At 73.4% G+C, this 22,124-nt stretch carries 23 protein-coding genes; 10 read left to right on the top strand and 13 right to left on the bottom strand.

All coding sequences use genetic code 11. The features are described 5' to 3' along the window. Nucleotides 1–40: 40 nt before the first annotated feature. Genes ACF061_RS28425 through ACF061_RS28405 form a run of 5 tightly spaced genes read left to right on the top strand, consistent with a single transcriptional unit; the run spans nucleotide 41 to nucleotide 3,571 of the window. On the top strand, nucleotides 41–301 hold the full coding sequence (locus ACF061_RS28425) for a hypothetical protein (RefSeq protein WP_392269828.1): 261 nt from the start codon (nucleotides 41–43) through the stop codon (nucleotides 299–301). Nucleotides 302–317: 16 nt separating this feature from the next. After that, the gene (locus ACF061_RS28420; RefSeq protein WP_392269827.1) at nucleotides 318–1,292 is read left to right on the top strand and encodes a hypothetical protein; all 975 of its coding nucleotides are present in this window, start codon (nucleotides 318–320) and stop codon (nucleotides 1,290–1,292) included. After that, a complete protein-coding gene (locus tag ACF061_RS28415; RefSeq protein ID WP_392269826.1) occupies nucleotides 1,255–1,620 on the top strand; it encodes a holo-ACP synthase in 366 nt (121 codons plus the stop codon). Before ACF061_RS28420 ends, ACF061_RS28415 begins: the two co-directional genes overlap by 38 nt. After that, the gene (locus ACF061_RS28410; protein WP_392269825.1) at nucleotides 1,617–2,042 is read left to right on the top strand and encodes an acyl-CoA thioesterase; all 426 of its coding nucleotides are present in this window, start codon (nucleotides 1,617–1,619) and stop codon (nucleotides 2,040–2,042) included. Before ACF061_RS28415 ends, ACF061_RS28410 begins: the two co-directional genes overlap by 4 nt. Further along, the gene (locus ACF061_RS28405; RefSeq protein ID WP_392269824.1) at nucleotides 2,039–3,571 is read left to right on the top strand and encodes an AMP-binding protein; all 1,533 of its coding nucleotides are present in this window, start codon (nucleotides 2,039–2,041) and stop codon (nucleotides 3,569–3,571) included. The genes ACF061_RS28410 and ACF061_RS28405 overlap by 4 nt, the downstream gene beginning before the upstream one ends. A 221-nt stretch (nucleotides 3,572–3,792) precedes the next feature. Here ACF061_RS28405 and ACF061_RS28400 read toward each other — a convergent pair whose 3' ends face one another. Continuing rightward, nucleotides 3,793–4,710, bottom strand: coding sequence for a LysR family transcriptional regulator (locus ACF061_RS28400; protein WP_392269823.1), 918 nt, complete (start codon nucleotides 4,708–4,710; stop codon nucleotides 3,793–3,795). A gap of 79 nt (nucleotides 4,711–4,789) precedes the next feature. Between ACF061_RS28400 and ACF061_RS28395 the strand changes: the two genes are divergently transcribed. The 3 genes from ACF061_RS28395 to ACF061_RS28385 all read left to right on the top strand — a co-directional run bounded on the left by ACF061_RS28395 (nucleotide 4,790) and on the right by ACF061_RS28385 (nucleotide 7,182). Further along, the gene (locus ACF061_RS28395) at nucleotides 4,790–5,752 is read left to right on the top strand and encodes an EamA family transporter (RefSeq protein WP_392269822.1); all 963 of its coding nucleotides are present in this window, start codon (nucleotides 4,790–4,792) and stop codon (nucleotides 5,750–5,752) included. Between the two features lie 167 nt (nucleotides 5,753–5,919). After that, a complete protein-coding gene (locus ACF061_RS28390; RefSeq protein ID WP_392269936.1) occupies nucleotides 5,920–6,603 on the top strand; it encodes an NAD(P)-dependent oxidoreductase in 684 nt (227 codons plus the stop codon). A 102-nt stretch (nucleotides 6,604–6,705) separates the two neighbouring features. Further along, nucleotides 6,706–7,182: a RidA family protein gene (locus tag ACF061_RS28385; protein ID WP_392269821.1), complete on the top strand. Its 477-nt coding sequence runs from the start codon at nucleotides 6,706–6,708 to the stop codon at nucleotides 7,180–7,182. A 13-nt stretch (nucleotides 7,183–7,195) separates the two neighbouring features. On the opposite strand, the gene ACF061_RS28380 is transcribed toward ACF061_RS28385, so the two are convergent. From ACF061_RS28380 to ACF061_RS28355, 6 genes are all read right to left on the bottom strand, one after another. Then, complete coding sequence (locus ACF061_RS28380; RefSeq protein ID WP_392269820.1) at nucleotides 7,196–8,035, bottom strand: PhzF family phenazine biosynthesis protein; 840 nt, start codon at nucleotides 8,033–8,035, stop codon at nucleotides 7,196–7,198. Nucleotides 8,036–8,127: 92 nt separating this feature from the next. Then, nucleotides 8,128–8,919, bottom strand: coding sequence for a proline hydroxylase (locus tag ACF061_RS28375; protein ID WP_392269819.1), 792 nt, complete (start codon nucleotides 8,917–8,919; stop codon nucleotides 8,128–8,130). Nucleotides 8,920–9,007: 88 nt separating this feature from the next. After that, on the bottom strand, nucleotides 9,008–9,199 hold the full coding sequence (locus ACF061_RS28370; RefSeq protein ID WP_392269818.1) for a hypothetical protein: 192 nt from the start codon (nucleotides 9,197–9,199) through the stop codon (nucleotides 9,008–9,010). Between the two features lie 133 nt (nucleotides 9,200–9,332). Then, nucleotides 9,333–12,329, bottom strand: coding sequence for a tetratricopeptide repeat protein (locus ACF061_RS28365; protein WP_392269817.1), 2,997 nt, complete (start codon nucleotides 12,327–12,329; stop codon nucleotides 9,333–9,335). A 341-nt stretch (nucleotides 12,330–12,670) separates the two neighbouring features. After that, entirely contained in the window at nucleotides 12,671–12,976 is a 306-nt protein-coding gene (locus tag ACF061_RS28360; protein WP_392269816.1) for a hypothetical protein, read from the bottom strand. 35 nt (nucleotides 12,977–13,011) lie between these two features. Continuing rightward, on the bottom strand, nucleotides 13,012–14,196 hold the full coding sequence (locus ACF061_RS28355) for an MBL fold metallo-hydrolase (protein WP_392269815.1): 1,185 nt from the start codon (nucleotides 14,194–14,196) through the stop codon (nucleotides 13,012–13,014). Between the two features lie 345 nt (nucleotides 14,197–14,541). On the opposite strand from ACF061_RS28355, the gene ACF061_RS28350 reads away from it, so the two are divergent. Then, the gene (locus ACF061_RS28350; protein WP_392269814.1) at nucleotides 14,542–15,162 is read left to right on the top strand and encodes a TetR/AcrR family transcriptional regulator; all 621 of its coding nucleotides are present in this window, start codon (nucleotides 14,542–14,544) and stop codon (nucleotides 15,160–15,162) included. Nucleotides 15,163–15,498: 336 nt separating this feature from the next. Here ACF061_RS28350 and ACF061_RS28345 read toward each other — a convergent pair whose 3' ends face one another. Beyond that, nucleotides 15,499–16,284 carry an SGNH/GDSL hydrolase family protein gene (locus ACF061_RS28345; protein WP_392269935.1) on the bottom strand — a complete coding sequence of 262 codons (786 nt, stop codon included), beginning with the start codon at nucleotides 16,282–16,284 and terminating at the stop codon, nucleotides 15,499–15,501. A 330-nt stretch (nucleotides 16,285–16,614) separates the two neighbouring features. Here ACF061_RS28345 and ACF061_RS28340 point away from each other — a divergent pair, with 330 nt between their 5' ends. After that, complete coding sequence (locus ACF061_RS28340; protein ID WP_392269813.1) at nucleotides 16,615–17,412, top strand: tyrosine-protein phosphatase; 798 nt, start codon at nucleotides 16,615–16,617, stop codon at nucleotides 17,410–17,412. Nucleotides 17,413–17,436: 24 nt separating this feature from the next. Here ACF061_RS28340 and ACF061_RS28335 read toward each other — a convergent pair whose 3' ends face one another. The 5 genes from ACF061_RS28335 to ACF061_RS28315 all read right to left on the bottom strand — a co-directional run. Next, a complete protein-coding gene (locus ACF061_RS28335) occupies nucleotides 17,437–17,556 on the bottom strand; it encodes a DUF6126 family protein (RefSeq protein WP_037755618.1) in 120 nt (39 codons plus the stop codon). Further along, a complete protein-coding gene (locus ACF061_RS28330) occupies nucleotides 17,553–18,176 on the bottom strand; it encodes a helix-turn-helix domain-containing protein (RefSeq protein ID WP_392269812.1) in 624 nt (207 codons plus the stop codon). The genes ACF061_RS28335 and ACF061_RS28330 overlap by 4 nt, the downstream gene beginning before the upstream one ends. Nucleotides 18,177–18,330: 154 nt before the next feature. Next, entirely contained in the window at nucleotides 18,331–19,713 is a 1,383-nt protein-coding gene (locus ACF061_RS28325) for an aspartate aminotransferase family protein (RefSeq protein WP_392269811.1), read from the bottom strand. After that, nucleotides 19,710–21,656 carry a 1-deoxy-D-xylulose-5-phosphate synthase gene (dxs, locus tag ACF061_RS28320; protein ID WP_392269810.1) on the bottom strand — a complete coding sequence of 649 codons (1,947 nt, stop codon included), beginning with the start codon at nucleotides 21,654–21,656 and terminating at the stop codon, nucleotides 19,710–19,712. The genes ACF061_RS28325 and dxs overlap by 4 nt, the downstream gene beginning before the upstream one ends. Before the next feature lie 30 nt (nucleotides 21,657–21,686). Continuing rightward, the coding region (locus ACF061_RS28315; RefSeq protein ID WP_392269809.1) for a flavodoxin-dependent (E)-4-hydroxy-3-methylbut-2-enyl-diphosphate synthase at nucleotides 21,687–22,124 on the bottom strand (438 nt) is incomplete at its 5' end.

Genomic DNA, 22,124 nt, shown 5'->3' with positions numbered 1-22,124 from the left:
GCACGGCCCCCATCACCCACGCACGCACAGGGAGACACCCATGCTCGACGAACTCAGAGCGAACGTCGCACGCCGGCTCGGCCTCCCGGAGGACGAGGTCTTCAACGGGCAGCCGCTGTCGGCGGTCCTGGTGGCCTCGCCGTCCGCCATCAACTCCATCGACCTGCTGGACGCGTTCGCCGGCGCGCTGGCCGACCTCGGAGTGGACGACGACGTCGAACTGCCGACGATGACCCTCGACCACACCGCGCAGGACGTCGTCACGGCCCTGGCCGGCCAGCTCACCCCCACCTCCTCCTGAACGAAAGGCGGGACCCGTGCTGATCATGACCGACATCGTCAAGGAGCTCCGGGCCGGAGCCACCATCAGCGACGTGCTGCGCGTCCAGCAGAGCTACCACGAGCAGCGCCGCTGGGGAACCGACCAGCTCTTCGACGGCCGCAGCCTGTCGCGGCCCGAACCGGGCGACAAGGCCGCGCTGTGGCACGCGGCGCGCGCCGAACTCACCACCCAGCCCGCCGGTATCCGGCTCGCCGTGGACGGCGTCAAGCTCGCCGGGGAACTGCGCGAGTCCAACCCGCTCGGCGCGGACGTGCTGCACGTCGCCGCCGCCTGGTCGGCCCGCTACTGGCTGGAGGAGGAGGCGCACCACGAGGTCGCCTTCGGACGGCTCATGGAGATGGCGGGCATCGACCCGATCGACGAGGCCGAAGTGGTCGAGCACCGCGGCCCGTTCCCCGCGGACAACTACGCGCGGGTGTGCATCCTCCAGGCGTGCGTGGAGATCGAGGCCTGCGTGTCCTACGGCTGGCAGTCCCGCACCACCGAGGACGGACTCGTCCGCGACGTCTTCCACACGATCATGAAGGACGAGGTCCAGCACCGGCAGTACTTCGCCTCGTTCGCCAAGGCCCTGGTGGACTCGGGTGTCTACCCGATCAAGGACGTGCTGTCGATGGCGTACACCTGGATCCGTCCGGACGGCGGCGAGACCTTCGGCTCGGCCCGCGACGCCCAGACCGAGCGGCAGGGCTACGTCAACTGGTGGGAGCGGACCCGCACCGGCGAGGAGGAGTTCGGGCTCGGCGACGACGCCCTGCACGAGGGCTCGGTGCACAAGCAGAAGCTGACCAGTGTCTTCGCCCTGGTGCGCGAGGTTACCGGAATCCAGACCCGCTCCTACGAGGACCTCAAACGTGCCTACTTCGCCAGCCTGCGCACCAACGATGTCGACCGGATTCGATCTGCAGTCCGTGACGGAGCTGCGCGCGAAGCCGCACTTGCTCGATAACGGGACGCTGTTCACCGAGGCCGAGCGCCGGCACTGCCGCTCGCGTCCCGATCCGGCGGCCTCCCTGGCGGGGCTGTTCTCGGCGAAGGAGGCGTTCGTCAAGGCGGTGGGCGCCCTGCCGCGGGCGCCCGCGCACACCTTTCCCGACATCGAGATCGCGCACGGCCCCACCGGGCGGCCCCGCATCAGGCTGCACGGCCGGATCGGCCGCTGGTTCGAGGAGGGCAACATCAGCGCGGACGTCTCCATCAGTCACAGCGGCGACATGGCCGGCGCGGTGGTCGTGCTGCTCGCCGCGCCGGCGCCGAGCGAGGGGGAACAGCCATGACCGCCGGCCGGCCGTTCGGCCTGGTGCACGTCAGTGAGGTCGCCCTGCGTCCCAACGACTTCGACTGGGCCGGTCATCTGAACAACAGCGTGTACGTCCAGCTCCTGGAGACCGGCCGGTGGGAGTGGGGGCTCGCCTGCGGGGTCGATCTGCGCGACAGCCGGCTGGTCGCCGTGGTGCTCCAGCTCCGGCTGGACTACCTGCGCGCGGTCGACTGGGACCCGGTGGGCCGCCTCGCCGTCCGCACCTCGCTGGCGGAGCGGTCCCCGTTCAGCTTCACGCTGGCCCAGGACGTCGAGCGCACCGACGGGACCGTGGTCGCCACCGGACGGGTCCGGCTGGGGCTCGTCGACCGCGACACCAAGCGCGTCCACCCGGCCGACCTGGAGGCCATGCTCGAAGTCCCGGGCAGGGCGGCATGAGCGGGAACACCCTCCGGGCGGCCCTCGCGGACCAGGCCCACCGCCGGGACGCGACGGTGACCTTCGGCACCGGCGCCCGGCGTACGAGCCTCACCTACCCCGAGCTGGCCGAACAGATCGCCGCGGCCGCCGGCGGCTTCGCCCGGCAGGGCGTGTGCCCCGGCGACCGGGTGATGCTGCGCATCGGCAGTTCGCGCGAGAGCGTGCTGGCCATGCTGGGGCTGATGCACCTGGGCGCCGTGCCCGTCTCGGTCAAGCCGCGCGTTCCGGGGGCGGTGCTGGAGGAGTACCTGGAGACGGTCGCCCGCCAGCAGGGGGTGCGCCACGCGTTCCGGGTGGCCGGCCCCGGGCTGGGCGAGCTCGAGCTGGAGCTGCGCGGCGGGACCGTGCCCGGGCCCGCCCCGGGGGACCCGGAGGACCTGGCGTTCATCCAGTACACCAGCGGCTCCACCGGCATGCCGCGGCCCATTCCGCTCAGCCATCGCGCGGTGCTCGGCAACATCGACGCCATCCGCGACATCGCCGGCATGAAGCCCGGCCACGCGGGGCTCATCGCCCTGCCGCTCCACCACGACATGGGCCTCATCGGGGTGCTGACCTCCCTCGTCCAGGGCATCGACCTGGTCGTCGAGGAACCGGGCGCCTTCCTGCGCAGACCCATGGCCGCCCTGCGGCTGGTACGCGACGCCGAGTCGGTGCACAGCGCCTTCCCCGACTTCATGCTGCGCTACCTCGCGGCACGGATCGCGGAGGCGGCGGCACGCACGGGCCCGGACCCGCGGCTGCTCGGCGCCTGGAGCACCGTCTTCTGCGGCGCGGAGCCCATCCGCCGGCCCTCGGTCGACACCTTCCTGTCCGCCGCCGGGCCGTGGGGTTTCGACCCGACGGCACTGGTCTTCTGCTACGGCCTGGCCGAGGCGGCGCTGATGGCCACCGCCCACCGGTACGTGGACGCCGGACACAGCTTCCACACGGACGGCCCCACCGTCACCGCCTGCCTCGGAACTCCCGCGCCCGGCCTGGACCTGCGGATCGTCGACGACACCGGACGCACCTGCCCGCCGGGGGCGACCGGCTCCGTGCAGCTGCGCGGAGGCACCCTCTTCAACGGCTACGACGGCGCCACCGACCACCGCGCCCACTGGTTCGACACCGGCGACCTCGGCTGCCTGAGGTCGGGCCGGCTGTATCTGAGCGGCCGGCGCGGCGACCGGATCTCCGTCAACGGCGTGAACGTCTTCGCGGCGGACGTCGAACAACTGGCGGCCACCGAGCCGGGCGTGGCGGAGTGCGTCGCGGTGCCGTACGGCGGCTCGTTCGCCGTCGTCCTCGTCGCCCGGCGCGGCGAGGTCCTCGACACCGGCCGGATCGCCGCCCGCATCGCCGCGGACCTCACCGTCGCCCCGCACACCGTCCTGGAGGTCCCGCACAGCGCCGTTCCCCGCACCGCGAGCGGGAAGCCCGCCCGAGGCCACCTCGCCGCCCAGCTGGAGCAGCGCCTGACCGCGCGCGAGGAGGAGGCCGTCTAGTGCCGCGGCAGGCAACGTTTGCCCGTCGAGGAGCGGCGTCCGGTGCGTGCTCTCTGGGGGTGCCCCCTGCTCGAAGAGCTCGGGGGAGTGCCGGCCGGAAGTCCTCGTACTGGGCGTACTTGGGCTTTCGGCCGGTGCGGCGAGTGGGGTTCCCCCTGCTCGAAGAGATCGGGGGAGGCGTGCCGGGCGTCGCGACGGGGTGAACGTTGCCTGTTGCGGCACTAACCGTCGCGCCCGTCGTCCGGCCGCCGGGCCCGTCGGTCCACCCCGAGGACGTCGAGCATCGCCCGGGTGGCCGGGCTGGGGTTGAACCGGCTCCACGCCAGGTACTCCACCCGGTGCGGCCCGTCGACCACCGGGACCAGCGCCAGCGCGGGGTCGTCCGCGGCCAGCGGCCGGACGAAGGCCGAGGGCAGCAGTGCGATGCCCAGTCCGCGCGCGATCAGCCGGGTCGTCAGCTCCGCGACACCGGCCTCGTACGCCACGTCACGGGCCAGCCCAGCGGCGGCGAACGCCTGGTCGGACTGGGCGCGGGCGGGTGTCCCGGCGACGAAGTCCACGAACGTCTCCCCGGCGACGTCCCCCAGCGTGACCCGGGAAGCGCCCGCGAGCCGGTGCCCCGCGGGCACCACCAGCACGTGCTCGTCGTGATCGAGGACGACGGTCTCCACCCCGGAGGGCCGTTCGTCCTCCGGCAGGCCCAGGAAGGCGATGTCCAGTTCGCCGGCCCGGATCGCCGCCACCAGTTCGTCGCTGCCGCCGGCCCGCAGCAGGACGCGGACGTCCGGGTGCCGGGCGCGGTAGCGCTGGAGCAGTTCGGGTACGTCGACCGCGGCCGTGGTCACGATCACGCCGACGGCGAGCCGGCCGCGCACCACGCCGGCCGCGGCGGCCGCGTCGGCCGCCGCGCGGTCGGCGGCGGCCAGGCACTCGCGGGCGCCGGCGAGGAACGCGGCCCCGGCGCTGGTGAGTTCGACGCGTCGGCTGGACCGGGCGAACAGCCTGACGCCGAGTTCCCGTTCCAGGCCGGCGATCCGGTGACTCAGTGACGACTGCACCACCTCGCAGCGCTCCGCCGCGCGGGTGAAGTTGCGGGTTTCGGCGACGGCCACGACGTATCGCATCTGCTGGAGATCCACCCGAACCATGATGCTGATTCATGGCTGGCATGACAAGCATGCTTTGGAATCATGATGCGTGACGGCCAGACTCCACCGCATGCATACCTCGACCGCCCGGTCCCCGGGCCTGCCGCGGACCCCGCACGCGCGGCAGGCGGCCACCGTCGCCCTGACCGCCCTCGCGCCCGCGTCCTGGGGCACCACGTACGCCGTGACCACGGAACTGCTGCCGCCCGGGCATCCGTTGTTCGCCGGACTGATGCGCGCCCTGCCCGCCGGCCTGCTCGCGCTGGCGATCACCCGGGTGCTCCCCCGTGGGGACTGGTGGTGGAAGGCGGCCGTCCTCGGCGTGCTCAACATAGGCGCCTTCTTCCCCCTGTTGTTCCTGGCCGCCGAACGTCTCCCCGGCGGTGTCGCCGCCACCCTCGGCGCCGCCCAGCCGCTGCTGGTCGCCGGGCTGGCCGTCGTGGCGCTGCACGACCGGCCGACGGCCTGGCGGCTGGGCTGGGGCGTGATCGGCGTGCTCGGCGTCGGACTCGTCGTGCTGGGGCCGCGGGCCCGGCTGGACGCCGTCGGGGTGCTCGCCGGCCTCGGCGGAACGGCCTTCATGGCCTGCGGGGTCGTCCTCACCAAGCGCTGGGGCCGGCCCGCGGGGGCCGGGCCCATGACCCTGGCCGGCTGGCAGCTGACGGCAGGCGGCCTGCTGCTGCTCCCGCTCACCCTCGGGATCGAGGGGGTGCCGCGGCGGATCGACGCCGGAGCCGTCGGCGGCTATCTGTGGCTCGGCAGCATGGGCGGGCTGATCGCCTACACCTTGTGGTTCCGCGGCATCGGGCGGCTGCCGGTCGGCGCGTCCGCCCCGCTGGTGCTGCTGTCCCCGCTGGTCGCCGCCGTGGTCGGCGTCGCGCTGGGCGAGTCGACGACCCTGCCGCAGACCCTCGGCTTCGCCCTCGCCCTGGCCGCGATGCTCGCCGCGCAGCTCACTGGCCCGGACCGGCGTGCCCGGACCGGGCGCGACCGCTCCTCGGCGGACCCCGCACGCGAGGCTCGCCTTCGATGAGGACGGGCCCAAGAGGGCCGGAGGCGGTGCGGGCGGGTGCGGCGAAGCCGGCGGGACCGATGACGCGGAGGGGTTCCACGACGGTGACAGGACTGACGGAGGAGGAACCGATGGAGAAGGAACCGATGGGGACGGAACCGACGAGGACGGACACGACCGGGACGGGCATGACGATCGCCGTGCTCGGCGCCGGCGGGATGGTGGGCAGCCGCGTGGTCGCCGAGGCCGGCGCACGCGGACACCGCGTGCTCGCCCTGTCCCGGAGGCCGCCGGGCGGCAAGGCGGGCGTGACCCCGGTCGCGGTCGACGCCCGGGATCCGGCCGCCGTGCGCGAGGCGCTCGCCGGCTCCGCCTCGCGGAGCGCGGCGGACGCCGTGGTGCTGGCCGTGCGGACCGAACCGGTCGACCAGGAGTTCCTGGTCGGCGTCACCCGTACGCTGCTGGACCTGACCGCGCGGCTCGGGATCCGCCTCCTCGTGGTCGGCGGCGCCGGCGCGCTGCGCAGCCCCGGCGACCGCGAACTCCTGGTCGCCGACGACCCCGTTCACGTGCCGCCCGAGTTCCGGAGCGTCGCCGCCGCCGGGGTCGCCCAGTTGCGGGCCTGCCGGCGCCGGGCCGGCGGTGACTGGGTCTATCTGAGCCCGCCGGCCCAGCTCCTGCCCGGCGCCCGCACCGGCCGCTACCGGCGCGGCACCGACACCCTGCTCACCGCCGCCGACGGCCGGTCGTGGATCAGCGCCGAGGACCTGGCCGTCGCCGTGCTCGACGAACTCGAGACCCCTGGGTCCGGACGGCACATCACGGTCGTCCACCATGACGGGGACCGGGCCGTCGCGGCGGGGCTGCCGTAGCAGACCGGCGCCGCCACCGTGGGAGCAAGGGGCGAAGTGGGTCCCGACCGGACGGGGGCGGTGGGACGATGACTCGCGTCGTCCAGGTCACCAGGAGGGGCCATGACCACTGACGTCCGCCGGCGGCTCGCCGGGCTCGGTCTGCGACTGCCGGAGGTGAGTGCACCCAAGGGCGCCTACGTGCCCGCCGTGCGCAGCGGCAGCCATGTCTTCGTCGCCGGTCAGATCCCGCTGACCGGAGGGGAGTTGACCGCTACCGGGCGGGTCGGGGCGGAGGTGTCGCTGGAGCGGGCCAAGGAGCTGAGCAGGCAATGCGCGCTGGCGGCGCTGGCCGCCGCCGACTCGGTCGCACCGCTGGAGACGGTGGTCCGGGTGGTGAAGGTGGTCGGGTACGTGTCCTCCGCGCCCGGGTTCGTCCGGCAGGCGGCGGTGGTGGACGGGGCCAGCGAGCTGCTCGTCGACCTGTTCGGAGCGGCGGGCCGGCACGCGCGCAGCGCGGTCGGGATGAACATCCTGCCGCTCGACGCGCCCGTGGAGATCGAGGTCGTCCTGGAGGTCTCCGCGGACGGCGCGCGGTAGCCGCCGCCCCCGCTCAGGCGATGCGGACCGCCGTCCCCGTCACCTCGATGCCGCTCGACGGGTGCGCCGGGACGCCCACCGTGAGCAGGCTCGGCCGGCCCATGTCCGTCCCCTGGTGGATCGTCAGCACGGTGGGCGGGTCGATGAGGCCCAGGGCGCGGAGGTAGCCGCCGAAGGCCGCCGCCGCCGCGCCGGTGGCCGGGTCCTCGACCACGCCGCCGGGCGGGAAGGGGTTGCGGACGTGGAAGACGGTGTCCGCCTCCCGCTGGACCAGGGTGACGGTGGTCCAGTCCCGGCGCGCCATGAGGTCGGCGAGCGCGGACATGTCGTAGTCGAGGTCGGCGAGCCGGTCCCGGCGGGCGGCCGCGATGACCGGGTGCCAGGCGCCGGCGTAGGCGGCCCGCGGCGGCAGGGCCGGGTCGAGGTCGTCGGCGGACCAGCGCAGGGCGGCGAGGAGCTCGGCCAGATCGGGTTCGGCGATCTCCGCCGTGCGGGGCTCGACGCTGACCAGGGTGGCGACGATCGAGCCGTCCGGGCGCGCGGAGGTGGTCACCGGGACGGGTCCGGCCATGGTGTGCAGCAGCAGGTCGCCGACGCCGTGCCGGTGGGCGTGGGCGACGGCGGTCGCGATGGTGGCGTGGCCGCAGAAGGGCACTTCGGCCTTCGGGCTGAAGTAGCGGATGTCGAGCGCCCCGTCCGGGCGGGGGACGGCGAAGGCCGTCTCCGAGTAGCCGACCTCCGCCGCGACGGCGCCCATCGTGGCCTCGTCGACGCCCTCGGCGTCCAGCACCACACCCGCCGGGTTCCCGCCCGAGGGGTCGGTGCTGAAGGCCACGTAGCGCAGGATGTCCATCACCCGAACGTAGCGGCTCCGTCACTGAGGCGTCAAAGCCGCCCGCCCGGTCGGCCTCGCGCCGCCCGGACCCGGCCGCGCCGGCGCGGCGTTCAGGCCCAGGTGAGCAGCCGGCCGGAGGCGGCGAGCCCCACCGCGAACCCCAGGGCGATCCTGCGGGCGCCCCGGCTCGGCCGCACCGCGTGGAAGTAGCGCGGGTCGATCAGCAGCGCCTCGCCCACGCGCGGGGTGATCTCCAGGGATTCGGCACCCCGCACCACCGCCTCGTCGTAGCCGTAGGAGGCGGGCAGCCGGTGCGCCTCGTCCTCCGGCTGCCACCGGTGGCGCCACAGGACCGTCTCGCCGCCGGAGTCGGGCACGGCGAGGTAGAGGTTGAACGCGAACTGGGCGATCAGGGGTTCGTCCAGCAGGTCCCCCGTGTACTCGCGGAGGGCGTCGTCGAAGTGGACCAGGAAGCCCTGGTTGGGTTCCCTGGCCACGCCGTCGCCGAGCTCCCGGCCGCCCCTGCGGCCGACCGCCACGCCCCCGGGCCAGTGCGCGCCGAGCCCCTCCCGGCAGGTGAGGAAGGGGTCGAAGGAGAGGCCGAGGCCCTGCCAGGCGGCGTGGTGCCCCTCCAGGGCCTTCCAGTAGTCCTCACAGACGCCGCCGTCCGCCATGTGGTCGCTGATCCCCACGCCGAACCGCATCACCCGCGGCTGGACACGGGTGCTGCCGTAGGAGTCGAAGGCCCGCGTCTCCAGGGCGGCGAGCACCTCGGCGCACCGCTGCTGGGGCAGGAAGCCGGGCACCCGCACCGCCGCGTACCGTCCGGCCGCGAGCCCGGCGAGCAGGTCGTGGGTGAAGGCGGACGCGGTGGCGGCGCGGAAGAAGGGGTCGTGCGACACGGTCCGCGGTAAGCCCTGCGTGGATGTCCCTGATGTCATTCGTGATCCCCCTGACATTCTGGAAGACAGCGGCGAAGAGACGTCGTGCCTAGCCCGGATGCGCTCCGCCGGTGGCGCGGAACGCGGTCTTGGCGTCGAGTTCGAGTGCCTGGCGTCCGGCCTCCAGCGCTTCCATCGCGATCCGCCGGCCGAACTCCGCCTGCATCTCCTCCAGCTCGCTCCCCGGAGCGCCCCACGTCAGGGCCTGGTCGTCGTAGGTGTCAGGGGGGAGAGATGTCATCGGCGGACCTCCGAGCGCTTCGGTAGGGGACGCGTCACACAGCGTGAGGCACCGTCAGGCTACGCGCAAGGGCGCCGTGTCCGACGGCGTTCCGCCCAACTGCTCCCGGGAACGGAGTGACCCCGGGGGCGCGTCAGGTCGGCATCTCCCTTACCGCCGTTTCGAGGAGTGCCCTGGCCTGCACGGACAGCGGGTGCTCGGAGGTCACCACCCGGTCGAGGTCGTGCACCAGTGCGCGCAGTTCGTTCACCGCTTCGGGGGTACGGCCGCGGATTCCGAGGATCACGAGGACGAAGGTCCAGCGGAGCCGCATGACGAGGTTGGAGTCCGGGGGCTGGGCGGCGTCCCGCAGCGCCTCGCGGATGACCTGCTCCGCCTCCTGGCTGCGGCCCTGACTCATCAGCGAGTGGGCCAGGGTCTCCCGCACCCGGAGGGTCTCGGGCGTGGCGGGCGGCCAGTGGTTGCGACGGCTGATGGCCAGTATCTCCCGGGCCTCCGACTCGGCCTCGCGGTGCGCCCCGAGGGCGAACATCGTCCGGGCCAGGGTGTGGCGCACCACCAGGGTGTCGTAGTGCTCGGGGCCGCGCACCTGCTTCTCCGCCTCGACGATGGAGCGCAGCATGACCTCGGCCTCGCCCTCCCGGCCGGTCTGCTCGTTGATGGCGCGGGCCAGCTTGTGCCTGCTGGCCAGGGTGTCGGCGTGGTCCTCCCCCAGGATCCGGGTCCTCACCTCCACGACGCGGCCCAGGACCGCCTCGGCCAGGGGCAGTTGCTCCCTGTCGAGGTGGATGCGCCCCTGCTCGTGGCGCAGGCCGAGGACCTCCCGGTCGTCGCTGTCGAAGCCGAACGAGGAGCAGCGCTCGACGAGCGGGAGGACGAGGTCGTGGGCGGGCCCCAGCAGCCCCGTGGCGATGAGGTAGCGGGCGGTCAGCCGGGCCAGTTCCAGGGCCTCGGTGCGCACGGAGCGGTCGGAGAGCCTGAGGTCGCCGAGCAGACAGGCCCGGGACACCTCCAGCGCGTGCGGGGTGAGCGCGGCCCACAGCGGCCAGTTGGCGGGGTGGTCGGGGTTGCGGTGCTGGGTGGCCGACCGGAGCATGCGCACGGCCAGCCCGTAGTAGTCCGCGGGCCGCTTGCGCACCTCCTCGTCCTCGCGCAGGACTCCGTGCACGACGGGGTGCAGGGTCAGCACGCCGGCCAGTGCGCGGTCGGTGACGCCCTCGCGCTCGTAGGCGTCCACGAGTCCGAGTTCCTCCAGGCCCGCCAGGGCCGCTCCGGTGCCGGCGGGGGTGGCGCCGGGGAAGAGCGGGGACTGGGCGAGCGCGGAGTCGGTGAGGAGGCAGCGGTAGGGGATCGGGGCGATGCTCAGACAGGCGAGGACCTTCAACAGGTAGGGCGCCTGCGGAAGTTCGTGCTGCGTGAGCAGGTCCATGCCGATCCCGCAGACCTTCTCCACTATCTCCCGGCCCAGCAGTTCGCTCAGGTGCGGTCCGTCCTGGTCGGTGGCGGTGTCGACCCGGGGGGCGACGGTACGGCGGAAGGTCTCGAAGTCCCTGATGTCGCTGTCCAGTGAGACCCGGCTCTGACTGACCGCCTTGATCACGTCGGCGGCCTGTCGCAGGGCCAGCGGCAGCCCGCCCAACTGCCGCGACAGTCTGCGCGCGTCCTCGTTGGTACCGCCCAGCCCGCCGGTCCGTTCCAGCAGCATGGAGGCGCCGTCGTTCTCGTCCAGCGGCAGCACCTGGTGGACGCGGCAGGCGTCGCCCCAGGCGTGCCGGCTGCGCACCCGGCTGGTGACGATCACGGTGCCCCGGGCGTTGCGCGGCGTGCGCAGCCAGCCGGTTCCGGCGGAGACCGGGCCGTCGCGGGGGCCGAGGCGCTCGGGGTCGTCGGCGTTGTCGAAGATCAGCAGCCAGGGGTCGGGGCAGGCGTCCAGCAGGGTCCACACCAGGTCCATCGCCGTGCCGACGAGCCAGGCCCGTTCCACGGTGATCGACGGAGCGCCCAGATCACGGGCGATCATCCGCATCCGGAGGCTGAGCTCGGGCGCCGACACCCACCAGACGCGGTGTCCGGCGCGCTGGGCGCGGTCGGCGACCTCCAGGGCGATCCGGCTCTTCCCCGACCCGCCGAGGCCCGCCACGACGTGCACCTGCCGGCGTGCCTGTTCGGACAGGAGGTGGGCGACCAGGCTCAGCCGGTCCTCGCCCTTCAACTGGCCCTCGTCCAACCGCCCGTACGGCGGGGGCGGGAAGGGGGCGAGGTCCGGGTCCTCGGCGGCGGGCGGCGGCCCCGAGGGCCCGCCGTCGGCCCGGGTGTCCGCGGCGGTGCGGACGCCGTCGACGGCCCCGTCGGTGCGGGCGGTGGCGGGGGGCCGCGCGGCCGCCGGCCCGGGCGGGGGAGCCGCCTCGCGGGCCGGCGCGTCCCGGGTCGCCTCCAGCAGGGCGCCGCGCACGGCCCGGTAGGAGGCCGCGGTACGGTCCGCGGGCTGGACGATGGAGAAGTGGTCGGCGGTGACCACGCCGCCCTTGGGGAAGACGCCGCGGGCCACGACCGGCGGCACGATGTCGTCGGAGGAGCCGCCGTAGGCGCGGACCGGTATGGGGCACTCCTTGTCGCTGTGCCCCCGGGCGTGCACCACCGCGCTCAGGACGGTCCGCTGGGCCTCCGTCACCGCCCGGTCGAAGGGCCTCAGTTGCTGCTCCTGCGGGTTGCTCCAGAGCTTGAGGGCCTTGCGGACGGTGAGGAAGAAACCCGAGCCGGTGTTGGGGCAGGCGAACATCGTGAAGTGCTTGATCCGGGCCAGGTCGGCGCCCTCGCCGTTCCACAGCTTGCGGGCCAGGAAGCGCTGCACGACCAGGCCGCCCTGGCTGTGGGTGACCAGCACGATCCGTTCGGCGTCGGCGAGTTCGGTCTCCAGGAAGGTCCCCAGCTGGTCCGCGACGTCGTCGGTCTCGGCGACCCGGCGGTCGGGACGGAGCCGGACGAGCGGGGAGTCGTACTCGAAGGGGTGGACGCTGACCCAGCCGGCCAGTTCGGGGTCGGTGCCGATGAGCGTTTCGAATGCCTTCCACACCTTCGCGGAGGAGAACAGGCCGTGCACCAGCACGAGGTGGACGCGCATCGACACCATCGCGAACCTCCGCGTTCACAGGGGGCGTTGAGGCAACTGGATTCGATCGCTGATGAAGGAGCAACCGGGTCAATGATGCACGAGGGCCGAGCGCGGGAGCCATAACGAGACAGCCTCGGACGCCGCCCCGGCACCGTGCGGGCGACGTCCGGCCGCCGGACCGGCTCCAGTCGCGGCTGCGGCGCCCGGCGGCTCTCCGCACTCCCGGCACCGGCCGGGTCGCCGGGCCGGCGCGCTCGTCACCGGGGCACGGCGGCCGATGACGGCCGTGGTCCCGGCACATCTCGGGATGTGCCGGGACCACGGGTTTCCCGCTCCGGTGCCGGCGGGGCCGGTGCGGGTCACCGCGAGACGGCGGCCCACGCTGCCGCGTAGCGGCCGCTCAGCCGGTACAGCTCGTCGGCTGTCGGGTCCTGGGCCCTGCGCGCCCGGAGGAGATCGAGCAGGCCGACGCCGAAGCGCCGTGCTTCGATCACATAGCCGAGCACCTCGTGTTCCTCGACCCACATGGCGTACTCGGGCCACAGCAGGCCCAGGAAGTCGTGGAACTCCCCCAGGTCCCGCTCGGAGTCGTTCCACGCGTCACCGTACGTGTCCAAGTCGTCGAGGGTGGCACGCCCGTTCAGGACGTCGTCGACGAATGTCATGCCCCGATCCTCCGCGCTCTCATGCTCCGCCGCCGTCAGCCCTCGCCCACGAGGTCGAGGTCTTCGCGGGAGGCCGCCGCGGCGATCTGCGGAACGGGCCACTTGCGGTCGAGCGGCGGGGACACCTCCCGCCACCAGGGGCGCTCGGGGAGGTCGCCGGCCGGCTCGAAGGGTTGACCCGGAACGGGCAGGGCGACCGCCTGTCCGACCGCCTTCGCCGCGGCCAGCGTCCACTCCCCCGGCTCGGCCCAGGGATGCGGGGCCAGATTGAAGGTGCCCCAGTGGATCGGCAGCATCACACCGTGCGGTGCGCCTCCCTGGAGGTCGAGGTGGGCGCGCATGCCCTCCTCGGGGGTCATGTGGATGTCGGGCCAGAACTCGGAGTACGCGCCGATCTGGATCATCGTGGCGTCGAACGGGCCGTGGTCGGCGCCGATGTCCTTGAAGCCGTCGAAGTAGCCCGTGTCGCCGCTGTGGTGGACGCGGTGCCGCTCGCCCTCGACCACCCAGGAGGCCCACAGGGTGTGCTGGGTGTTGCGCAGGGCGCGGCCGCAGAAGTGGCGGGCCGGGGTGGCGGTCAGCGTGACGCCGCCGACCTTGGTGGACTCGTGCCAGTCCAGTTCGCGCAGGCGGGCGGCGGACACGCCCCAGTGTTCGAGGTGGGCGCCGACGCCGAGCGGCACCGCGAAGACGGTGTCCGTGCCGGCCAGCGCCTTGATCGTGGGCATGTCCAGGTGGTCGTAGTGGTCGTGCGAGATGACGACCACGTCGACCGGGCCCAGCGCGGCCAGCGGCAGCGGCACCGGGTGCAGCCGTGCGGGGCCGGCGAAGGGGAAGGGGGAGCACCGCTCGCCCCACACCGGGTCGAAGAGCACCCGCTGCCCGTCGATCTCCACCAGCACGCTGGAGTGCCCGAGCCAGGTCAGCCGCAGCCCGGTGGCCGCGGGCCGGGCCAGGTCGGCGAAGGTCGTGGGGTGCACCGGCACATTGCTGTCGGGGGAGCGACGGGGGCGCTCCTCCTTGTCGAAGTAGACCTTGGCGAAGTCGAGCATCGAACCGGAGGGCCGGGTCCGTGCGACGCCTCCGGGGTTCTGGAAGACGCCGTCCTTGAAATGGGGTGAGCGGCGGATGCGCGCCATGCGCTCTCCGCCGGGGTCCGCGCCGAAGGCCGCGGGCCGCAGCGCGCGGAGCCCGGAGCTCAGGGGACGGAAGCCGGCCACGATACCTCCAGTTGGAGTCGGTCAGGCTTTCCATTATGAAGGGCCCGTTCCCACGGCCCGCCGCGCCCTCCGGACCCCCGGGCCGGTGGCCTTTCCGTCCGCTCCGGCCCGCGCGGGCCGGTGGCCGTTCGGTCCGCTCCGGACCCCCGGGCCGGTGGCCGTTCCGTCCGCTCCGGCCCGCGCGGGCCGGTGGCCGTTCGGTCCGCTCCGGATACCCGGGCCGGTGGCCGTTCGGTCCGCTCCGGCCCGCGCGGGCTCGTGCGCGGCGGCCGCCGCGGGCGGTGGGCCGTGGGCCGGGCGCGCCACCCGGATTGCCTCTGGGACAACGCCCGTTAGGGTGACCGCGTGGCGAGAGTGCGGTTGAGTGTGGCGGAGCGGCGCGAGGAGTTGCTGCGGGCCGCCATCGGACAGATCGAGGCGCGCGGGGTGGCCGCGGTACGGATAGCGGACGTCGCCTCGGCGCTCGGCGTGAGCAACGCGTTGGTCCTCTACCACTTCTCGACGAAGGAGAGGCTGGTCGCGGCCGCGTTCGCGCACGCGGCCGAGGACGACCTCGCCCGCCTGCGCAAGCTGCTCGGGCGGCGCACGACGGCACTGCGCCGGCTGCGGGCCGCCGTGCGCTGGTACGCGCCCACCGGCCCGGCCAAGGGCTGGCGGCTGTGGATCGAGGGCTGGGCGGCGGCGCTGCGCGAGCCCGCGCTCCGCGATGTCGCGCGGGACCTCGACCGGGAGTGGAAGGCGGCCATCACCGAGGTCGTCGCGGAGGGCGTGGCGGCGGGCGAGTTCCGGTGCCCGGACCCCTCCGGCACCGCGCTGCGCCTGACCGCGCTGCTGGACGGGCTCGCCGTGCAACTGACGTCCTACGGCGGCACGGTCTCCCGCGCGCGGGCCCGGAACTGGGTGGACGAGGCACTCGTGCGGGAACTCGGCCTGGAACGGGAGGCGTTGACCGCCTCCGCGCGCTGAGCACCAGGACGTCCCGGGTCCACGGCGCGAGAGCGGCCGCCGGGTCCGGAACCGGACCGGGCCGGCTCCGGCCCCCCGACCTGCTCCTGCGCGCCGGTACCGCCACCGGACCCCCGGCCCGCCACCGGACCGACTCCCCGCCACCGGACCCCCGGACCGCCACCGGACCGACTCCCCGCCACCGGACCCACGACCCCGGCGACGGGCCCACGCCCCGGCGACGGCCCCGCGACCGGCCGCCGGCCCCCGGTGCGGCCCTCCGGCCGGCGACGGGTGCCCGGCCGGAGCCGGCGGCCTCGCCGGAGCCGGCGCCCGTCAAGGCGTACCGCGGTCCCCTCAGGCCACCGAGGCGATCCGTGACCTGATGTCGTCCGGGGAGAGCGCGCCCTTGGCCGTCACGTGGTCGCCCGAGGACTCACCGCGCAGTCGGCGGCCGATCCACGGGACCAGGTACTCGCGCGCCCAGTGGACGTCGTCCCGCCGGACCTCCAGGGTCCCGCGGGGCGGCAGCGCCGGCCAGGCCTGCTCCGGGTCGGCCGGCACCTCCAGGCCGAGGGCCTGGCCCGCGCGCAACGCCACGCGCGTGTGTCCTTCGGGCGAGAGGTGCAGGCGGTCGTGGTCCCAGGCCCGGCGGTCCTGGACGGCCCGCAGGGACCACAGGTCGAGCACCGGGCAGCCGTAGCGGTCGGCGATGGCCCGCACATGGCCGTTGTACGTGGCGATCTTGCCGCGCAGGTGCTTGAGCACGGGCACGCCCCGGGTGTCGAACCCGGTGGTGACCATGACCGTGCCGGCCGCGGCGGCGAGCCGGGCCAGGGCCCTCTCGAACCGTTCGGCCACCTCGTCCGGATCGGTGCCGGGGCGGATGATGTCGTTGCCGCCCGCGCAGAAGGAGACCAGGTCGGGGGCGAGCTCGACGGCCCGCGGCACCTGGTCCGCCACGATCTGGTCGAGGAGCTTGCCCCGCACGGCGAGGTTGGTGTACTGGAAGTCGCCCTCGGGCCGCCGGTCGGCGAGGAGTACGGCGAACCGGTCGGCCCAGCCGACGTAGGCCCCGTCCGGGCCGGGGTCGCCGACGCCCTCGGTGAAGCTGTCCCCCACCGCCACGTACGACCCGATCACTGATCTGCTGTCACTCTTCGAATCGTCTGCCACGTCGGACCATGATTCACCTTCGAATGTGACCTACGCGACCGTAGGCAGGGGTTGACGGGCGGTGAGATAAGCCACTCCAACTTCCTTGCTCACCTGGGAATACGCGTGGCCGGGCGGGTGCGGCGGCAGTCGCCGGGCCGGACGGCCGGACGGCTGTCGCACGGGGCCGGCCGGGCAAGCGCGGGCCCGGCGTGCCGGGCCCGGCGACAGCTCGTTGCCCCCGGAACGTATGTCGTATCGTCATAAGCCGCGCCCGCCGGCGAACCGTGGCGGCGGGGCCGAAAGGGAGGAGTTCCCGTGACGCAGCAGGTCCCGTCGACCGAGCCCGAGCTGGCCGGAGTGCGCAACTTCCGTGATGTGGGCGGACTGCCGACCGTGGACGGACGGCGGGTGCGGCACGGGGTGCTGTTCCGCAGCGGCCACCTCGCGCACGCGACCGCCGAGGACGCGGTCTTCCTCGCCTCCCTGGGGCTGCACACGATCTTCGACTTCCGCAACGCGGCCGACCGGAAGCTGGAAGGACCGGACGTCGAACTGCCCGGCGTGCGCAACGTCAACCTGCCGCTGAGCGACCCGGCGGACGGCGCCGAGTTCTGGAAGATGGTCCGCGACGGCGACCTCGACCAGTTGCGGGCGATCCTGGACGACGGCAAGGGCGCGGACCGGATGATCGCCTCCTACCGGTCGATCATCAAGGAGCGCACCGCGGAGCACTCCCGGGTGCTGCACGCCATCGCGGAGGACAGCGTCCCGGCCCTGATGCACTGCGCCGCGGGCAAGGACCGCGCCGGCCTGTCGATCGCGGTGACGCTCCTCGCCCTCGGCGTGGAGCACGAGGCGATCGTCGCGGACTACCTGGAGTCCAACGCCAAGCACCGCCGTTACCGGGTGCGGCGCAGCAGCACCTCGCCCTCGGCCTACTCCCCCGAGGTCATGGAGCTGCTCAACCCCCTGTTCGACGCGCGCGCCGAGTACCTGACGGCGGCCCTGGAGACCATCGAGGAGACCTGGGGCGGCACCGACGCCTACCTGGAGCAGGGCCTGCGGCTCTCCCCCGGGACCCGGGAGCGGCTGCGGGAGCGACTGCTGGACTGAGCCGGCGGCGCTCCCCCTCGCCCGCTACTTGGCGCCGACCTCGAACAGCAGCCAGATGAAGGCGGCGAAGAGGTGGCCGACGGCGATGTAGATGATGAGCCGGACCCACAGGGCGCGCGGGAACTTCTCTTCCATGTCGCTCATGGCATCTCTCCAGTGAGGGGGCCCAGGCACAGCGCGGCCGTGGGACTCTGCAGCAGGGTGTGGACGAAGAGGAGCTCCAGCCCGTCCGGCCCCTCGGCCGCGATGCGGTGCGGGGTCAGCGAGTCGAAGTGCGCGCTGTCGCCGGACGCGAGCAGGTACGCGGTGTCCCCCAGGCGCAGCCGCAGCCGCCCCTTGAGCACGTACAGCCACTCCTCGCCGGGGTGGACGCGCACGATGTCGCCCTGGGAGCCGTGCGGGACACGGACCCTGAGGGCCTGCATCCCGCGGCCCGAGGCGCCGGCCTGCCAGTACGTCCAGCCGCCGGCCCGGGTCGGTTCCATGTCCGCGGCACGCACGATCGCGTCCCGGTCGGCGACCGTCTCGCCGAGCAGTTCGGAGACCGTCGTACCGTAGACACGGGCGAGGGCGAGCAGCATCGGCAGCGAGGGCTGGCGCTGCCCCGTCTCCAGGCGGGAGAGGTGGGCGGGCGACAGTCCGGCGGCGCGGGCCGCGGCCTCCAGGGTGAGGGAGGCGCGCCGACGCAGCGCACGCAGCTGGGGCGCGACGACGGGCAGGTTCTCGGCCGGCCTCGCCGAGGGCTCGGACTCGGGAGAGCTCATGCCTCCATTCAGCCCCAGAATTGCCTCTGCGGCAAATTCGTTGCCTCAGAGGCAAAATCCTGAGGGAGCCCCCGCCCGCGGCCGCGGCCGGGCCGGGAGCCGCGCCGTGCGGCGCCCGCCCGGCCGCTGTGCGACGTCTGCCCGGCCAGGGCCCTCAGCGGTTGGCGACGGCCTGCTTGACCAGCGTCTTGCCGAAGTCCCACATCAGCCCGCCGCCGTGCGCGTCGTCCATGACGGCGGTGAAGGCGTCCACGAACCGGTCCACCTCCTTCTCGCCGACGACCAGCGGCGGGATCAGCTTGATCACCTCCAGGTGGTCGCCGGAGACCTGGGTCAGGATGCGGTGCCGTTGCAGCAGCGGGACCACCACCATCTGCGCGAACAGGCCCTTGCGGGCCGCCTGGAGCATGGTCCAGCGGCCGCGCAGCTTCAGGGACCTGGGCCGGCCGAACTCGATGCCGATCATCAGGCCCCGGCCGCGCACGTCGGAGAGCAGCTCGTACTTCCCGGTCAGCGCCGACAGCCGGGACCTCAGCAGGTCGCCGGTGGCCCGGGCGTTCGCGACGATCTGCTCGTTCTCCATGACCGAGAGCACGGCGAGGCCCGCCGCCATCGCCTGGGCGTTGGACCCGAAGCTCGCGGAGTGGACGAGCACCCGGTCGATCGACGAGTAGACCTTCTTGAAGATCCAGTCCTTGCCCAGGGTCGCGCTCACCGGCACATAGCCGCCGGACAGGGCCTTGGCGACGCACACCAGGTCGGGTTCGACACCCTCCTCGTGCTGGTAGGCGTAGAAGTCGCCGGTGCGGCCGAGCCCGGTCTGCACCTCGTCGGCGATGAGCAGCGCCTTGTGCTTGTGCAGCAGTTCCTGGGCGGCGCGCAGATAGCCGGCCGGCGCCTCGTGCACGCCCTTGCCCTGGATGGGCTCGACGATCAGGGCGGCCACGTCGCCCTTGCGCAGCTCACGGGCGAGCGCGTCGAGGTCGCCGAGCGGGACGGCGGTGTCGGGCAGCAGCGGGGCGAAGCCGTCCCGGAAGCCTTCCTCGCCGTTCACCGACAGCGAGCCGGTGGTCAGCCCGTGGAAGGAGTGCTCGCAGTACAGGATGCGCTGCCTGCCGGTGGCCCGGCGGGCGAACTTCAGCGCGGTCTCCACCGCCTCGGTGCCGCTGTTGCCGAAGAACACCCGGTCCAGGTGGGGGCTGTGGGCGAGCAGCCGCTCGGCCAGCAGCCCGGGCAGCGCCTGGCAGTCGAAACGGGTCAGGTCGGCGAGGGAGGCGTCCAGGACGTCGTGCAGCGCCTTGCGGACGACCGGGTGGTGGCGGCCCAGGCCCATCACCCCGAACCCGGCGAGCATGTCCAGGTAGTCGTTGCCGTCCGCGTCCCAGAAGTACGCGCCCTCGGCCCGCTCGTAGACCTTGTCGAAGCCGATGGTGCGCAGCATGCGCGGCAGTTGGTGGTTCAGGTGCTTGCTGTGCAGCTCGTAGCGCTCGGCGCCGCGCTCGGCCAGCAGGGCGCCGAGGTCGAACTCCGTGGTCATTCAGTCGTCTCCTTGACTGGCATGGGGGTCCCGGCGGCGCGGGCGGACTCCTGCGCCGGTACGGCCCCGGTCCGCTCCCGCACGCCCAGGCTCGCGCCGATCCGGCCCGCGATCTCGACCGGCGTCAGGCCGATGTCGGCGAGGACCTCGCCGCGCTTGGCATGGGCGAGGAACTGCTCCGGGATGCCGAACCGCCTCACCGGTACGTCGACTTCGGCGTCGCCGAGGGCCAGGGCCACCGCGGAGCCGACGCCCGCCGCCCGGCTGTTGTCCTCCACGACGGCCACCAGCCGGTGCCCGGCGGCCAGACCGGGCAGCGCCGTATCGACCGGTTTGACCCAGCGCGGGTCGACCACCGTGCAGCCGACGCCGCGCGCTTCGAGCAGTTCGGCGGCCCGGAGGCAGACCGGGGCCATCACGCCGACGGCGACCAGCAGGACCTCGGGCCGCTCCGCGCGGTGCAGGACGTCCATGCCGCCCACCCGGGCGACGGCCGGGATCTCCGGACCCACGTTCTCCTTCGGGAAGCGGACCAGGGTGGGCGCGTCGTCCACGGCGACGGCCTCGCGCAGCTGGGCGCGCAGCTGGCCGGCGTCGCGCGGGGCGGCGATCCTGAGGCCCGGCACGACCTGGAGGACGGACATGTCCCACATGCCGTTGTGGGAGGCGCCGTCGGTGCCGGTGACGCCGGCCCGGTCCAGCACGAAGGTGACCCCGCAGCGGTGCAGCGCCACGTCCATGAGGAGCTGGTCGAAGGCGCGGTTGAGGAAGGTGGCGTAGACGGCGACGACCGGGTGCAGGCCGCCGGTGGCCAGTCCGGCCGCGGAGACGGCCGCGTGCTGCTCGGCGATGCCGACGTCCCAGACCCGCTCCGGGAAGCGCTCGGCGAACTTCGCCAGCCCCACCGGGTGCAGCATGGCCGCCGTGATCGCCACGACGTCGTCGCGCTCCTCGCCGACGCGCACCATCTCCTCGCCGAACACCGAGGTCCAGGACGGTCCGCCGGACGGGGTGAGCGGCGCACAGGTCAGCGGGTCCATCACGCCGACGGAGTGGAAGTGGTCCTCCTCGTTCGCGAGGGCCGGCTCGTAGCCGCGGCCCTTCTCGGTGAGGCAGTGGACGAGGACCGGACCGTGGAAGCGCTTGGCACGGCGCAGCGCCGACTCCAGGGCGCGCACGTCGTGTCCGTCGATCGGGCCGAGGTACTTGAGTCCCAGGTCCTCGAACATGCCCTGGGGGGCGAAGGCGTCCTTGAAGCCCTTCTTCGCACCGTGCAGCGACTCGTAGAGGGTGCCGCCGACCACGGGGGTGCGCTGCAGCACCTCCTTGCCCCAGGCCAGGAACCTCTCGTAGCCGTCGGTGGTGCGCAGGGTGGCCAGGTGGTTGGCGAGGCCGCCGATGGTCGGCGCGTACGAGCGCTCGTTGTCGTTGACGACGACGATCAGCGGCCGGTCCCGGGCGGCGGCGATGTTGTTCAGCGCCTCCCAGGCCATGCCACCGGTCAGCGCGCCGTCGCCGATGACGGCTACGACATGCCCCTTCTCCCCCTGCACCTGGCGGGCCTTGGCGAGCCCGTCGGCCCAGCCCAGCGCGGTCGAGGCGTGGCTGTTCTCGATGACGTCGTGCTCGGACTCCTCGCGCGAGGGATAGCCGGACAGGCCGCCCTTGCCGCGCAGCTTGGAGAAGTCCTGACGTCCCGTCAGCAGTTTGTGCACATAGCTCTGGTGACCGGTGTCCCACAGGATCCGGTCGGCCGGCGACTCGAAGACCCGGTGCAGGGCGATGGTGAGTTCCACCACGCCCAGGTTGGGCCCGAGGTGACCGCCCGTCCTGGCGACCGCGTGCACCAGGAAGTCACGTATCTCCTCGGACAGTTCGCCGATCTCCGCCTCGGACAGCGCCTTCAGGTCGCGTGGTTGCCGGATGCTCTCCAGGATCGTCACGCTGGGCCCCCTCTCGGTCCGTGCCGTACGTCAACTCACCGTCACCGTCGGTGTCCCCACCGAGGTGGGGGCGTCGGCCGCGTCGTCGTTCCCCTCCGTCGCCTCCATCCGCTCGGCGAGCTTCATGGCCTCCTCGATCAGGGTCTCCACGATCTTCGACTCGGGCACGGTCTTGATGACCTCGCCCTTCACGAAGATCTGCCCCTTGCCGTTGCCGGAGGCCACACCCAGGTCCGCCTCACGCGCCTCACCGGGACCGTTGACCACACAGCCCATCACCGCCACGCGCAGCGGCACCTCCATACCGGTCAGACCGGCCGTGACCTCCTCGGCCAGCTTGTACACGTCCACCTGGGCGCGCCCGCACGACGGACAGGAGACGATCTCCAGCCCCCGCTGACGCAGGTTCAGCGACTCCAGGATCTGGATGCCCACCTTCACCTCCTCCACCGGAGGAGCCGACAGCGA

The organism is Streptomyces sp. NPDC015220 (assembly GCF_043079345.1).
GTDB lineage: Bacteria > Actinomycetota > Actinomycetes > Streptomycetales > Streptomycetaceae > Streptomyces.
Note: the sequence above shows the minus strand (reverse complement) of the source record. Positions and strands in the feature narration are given on the sequence as shown.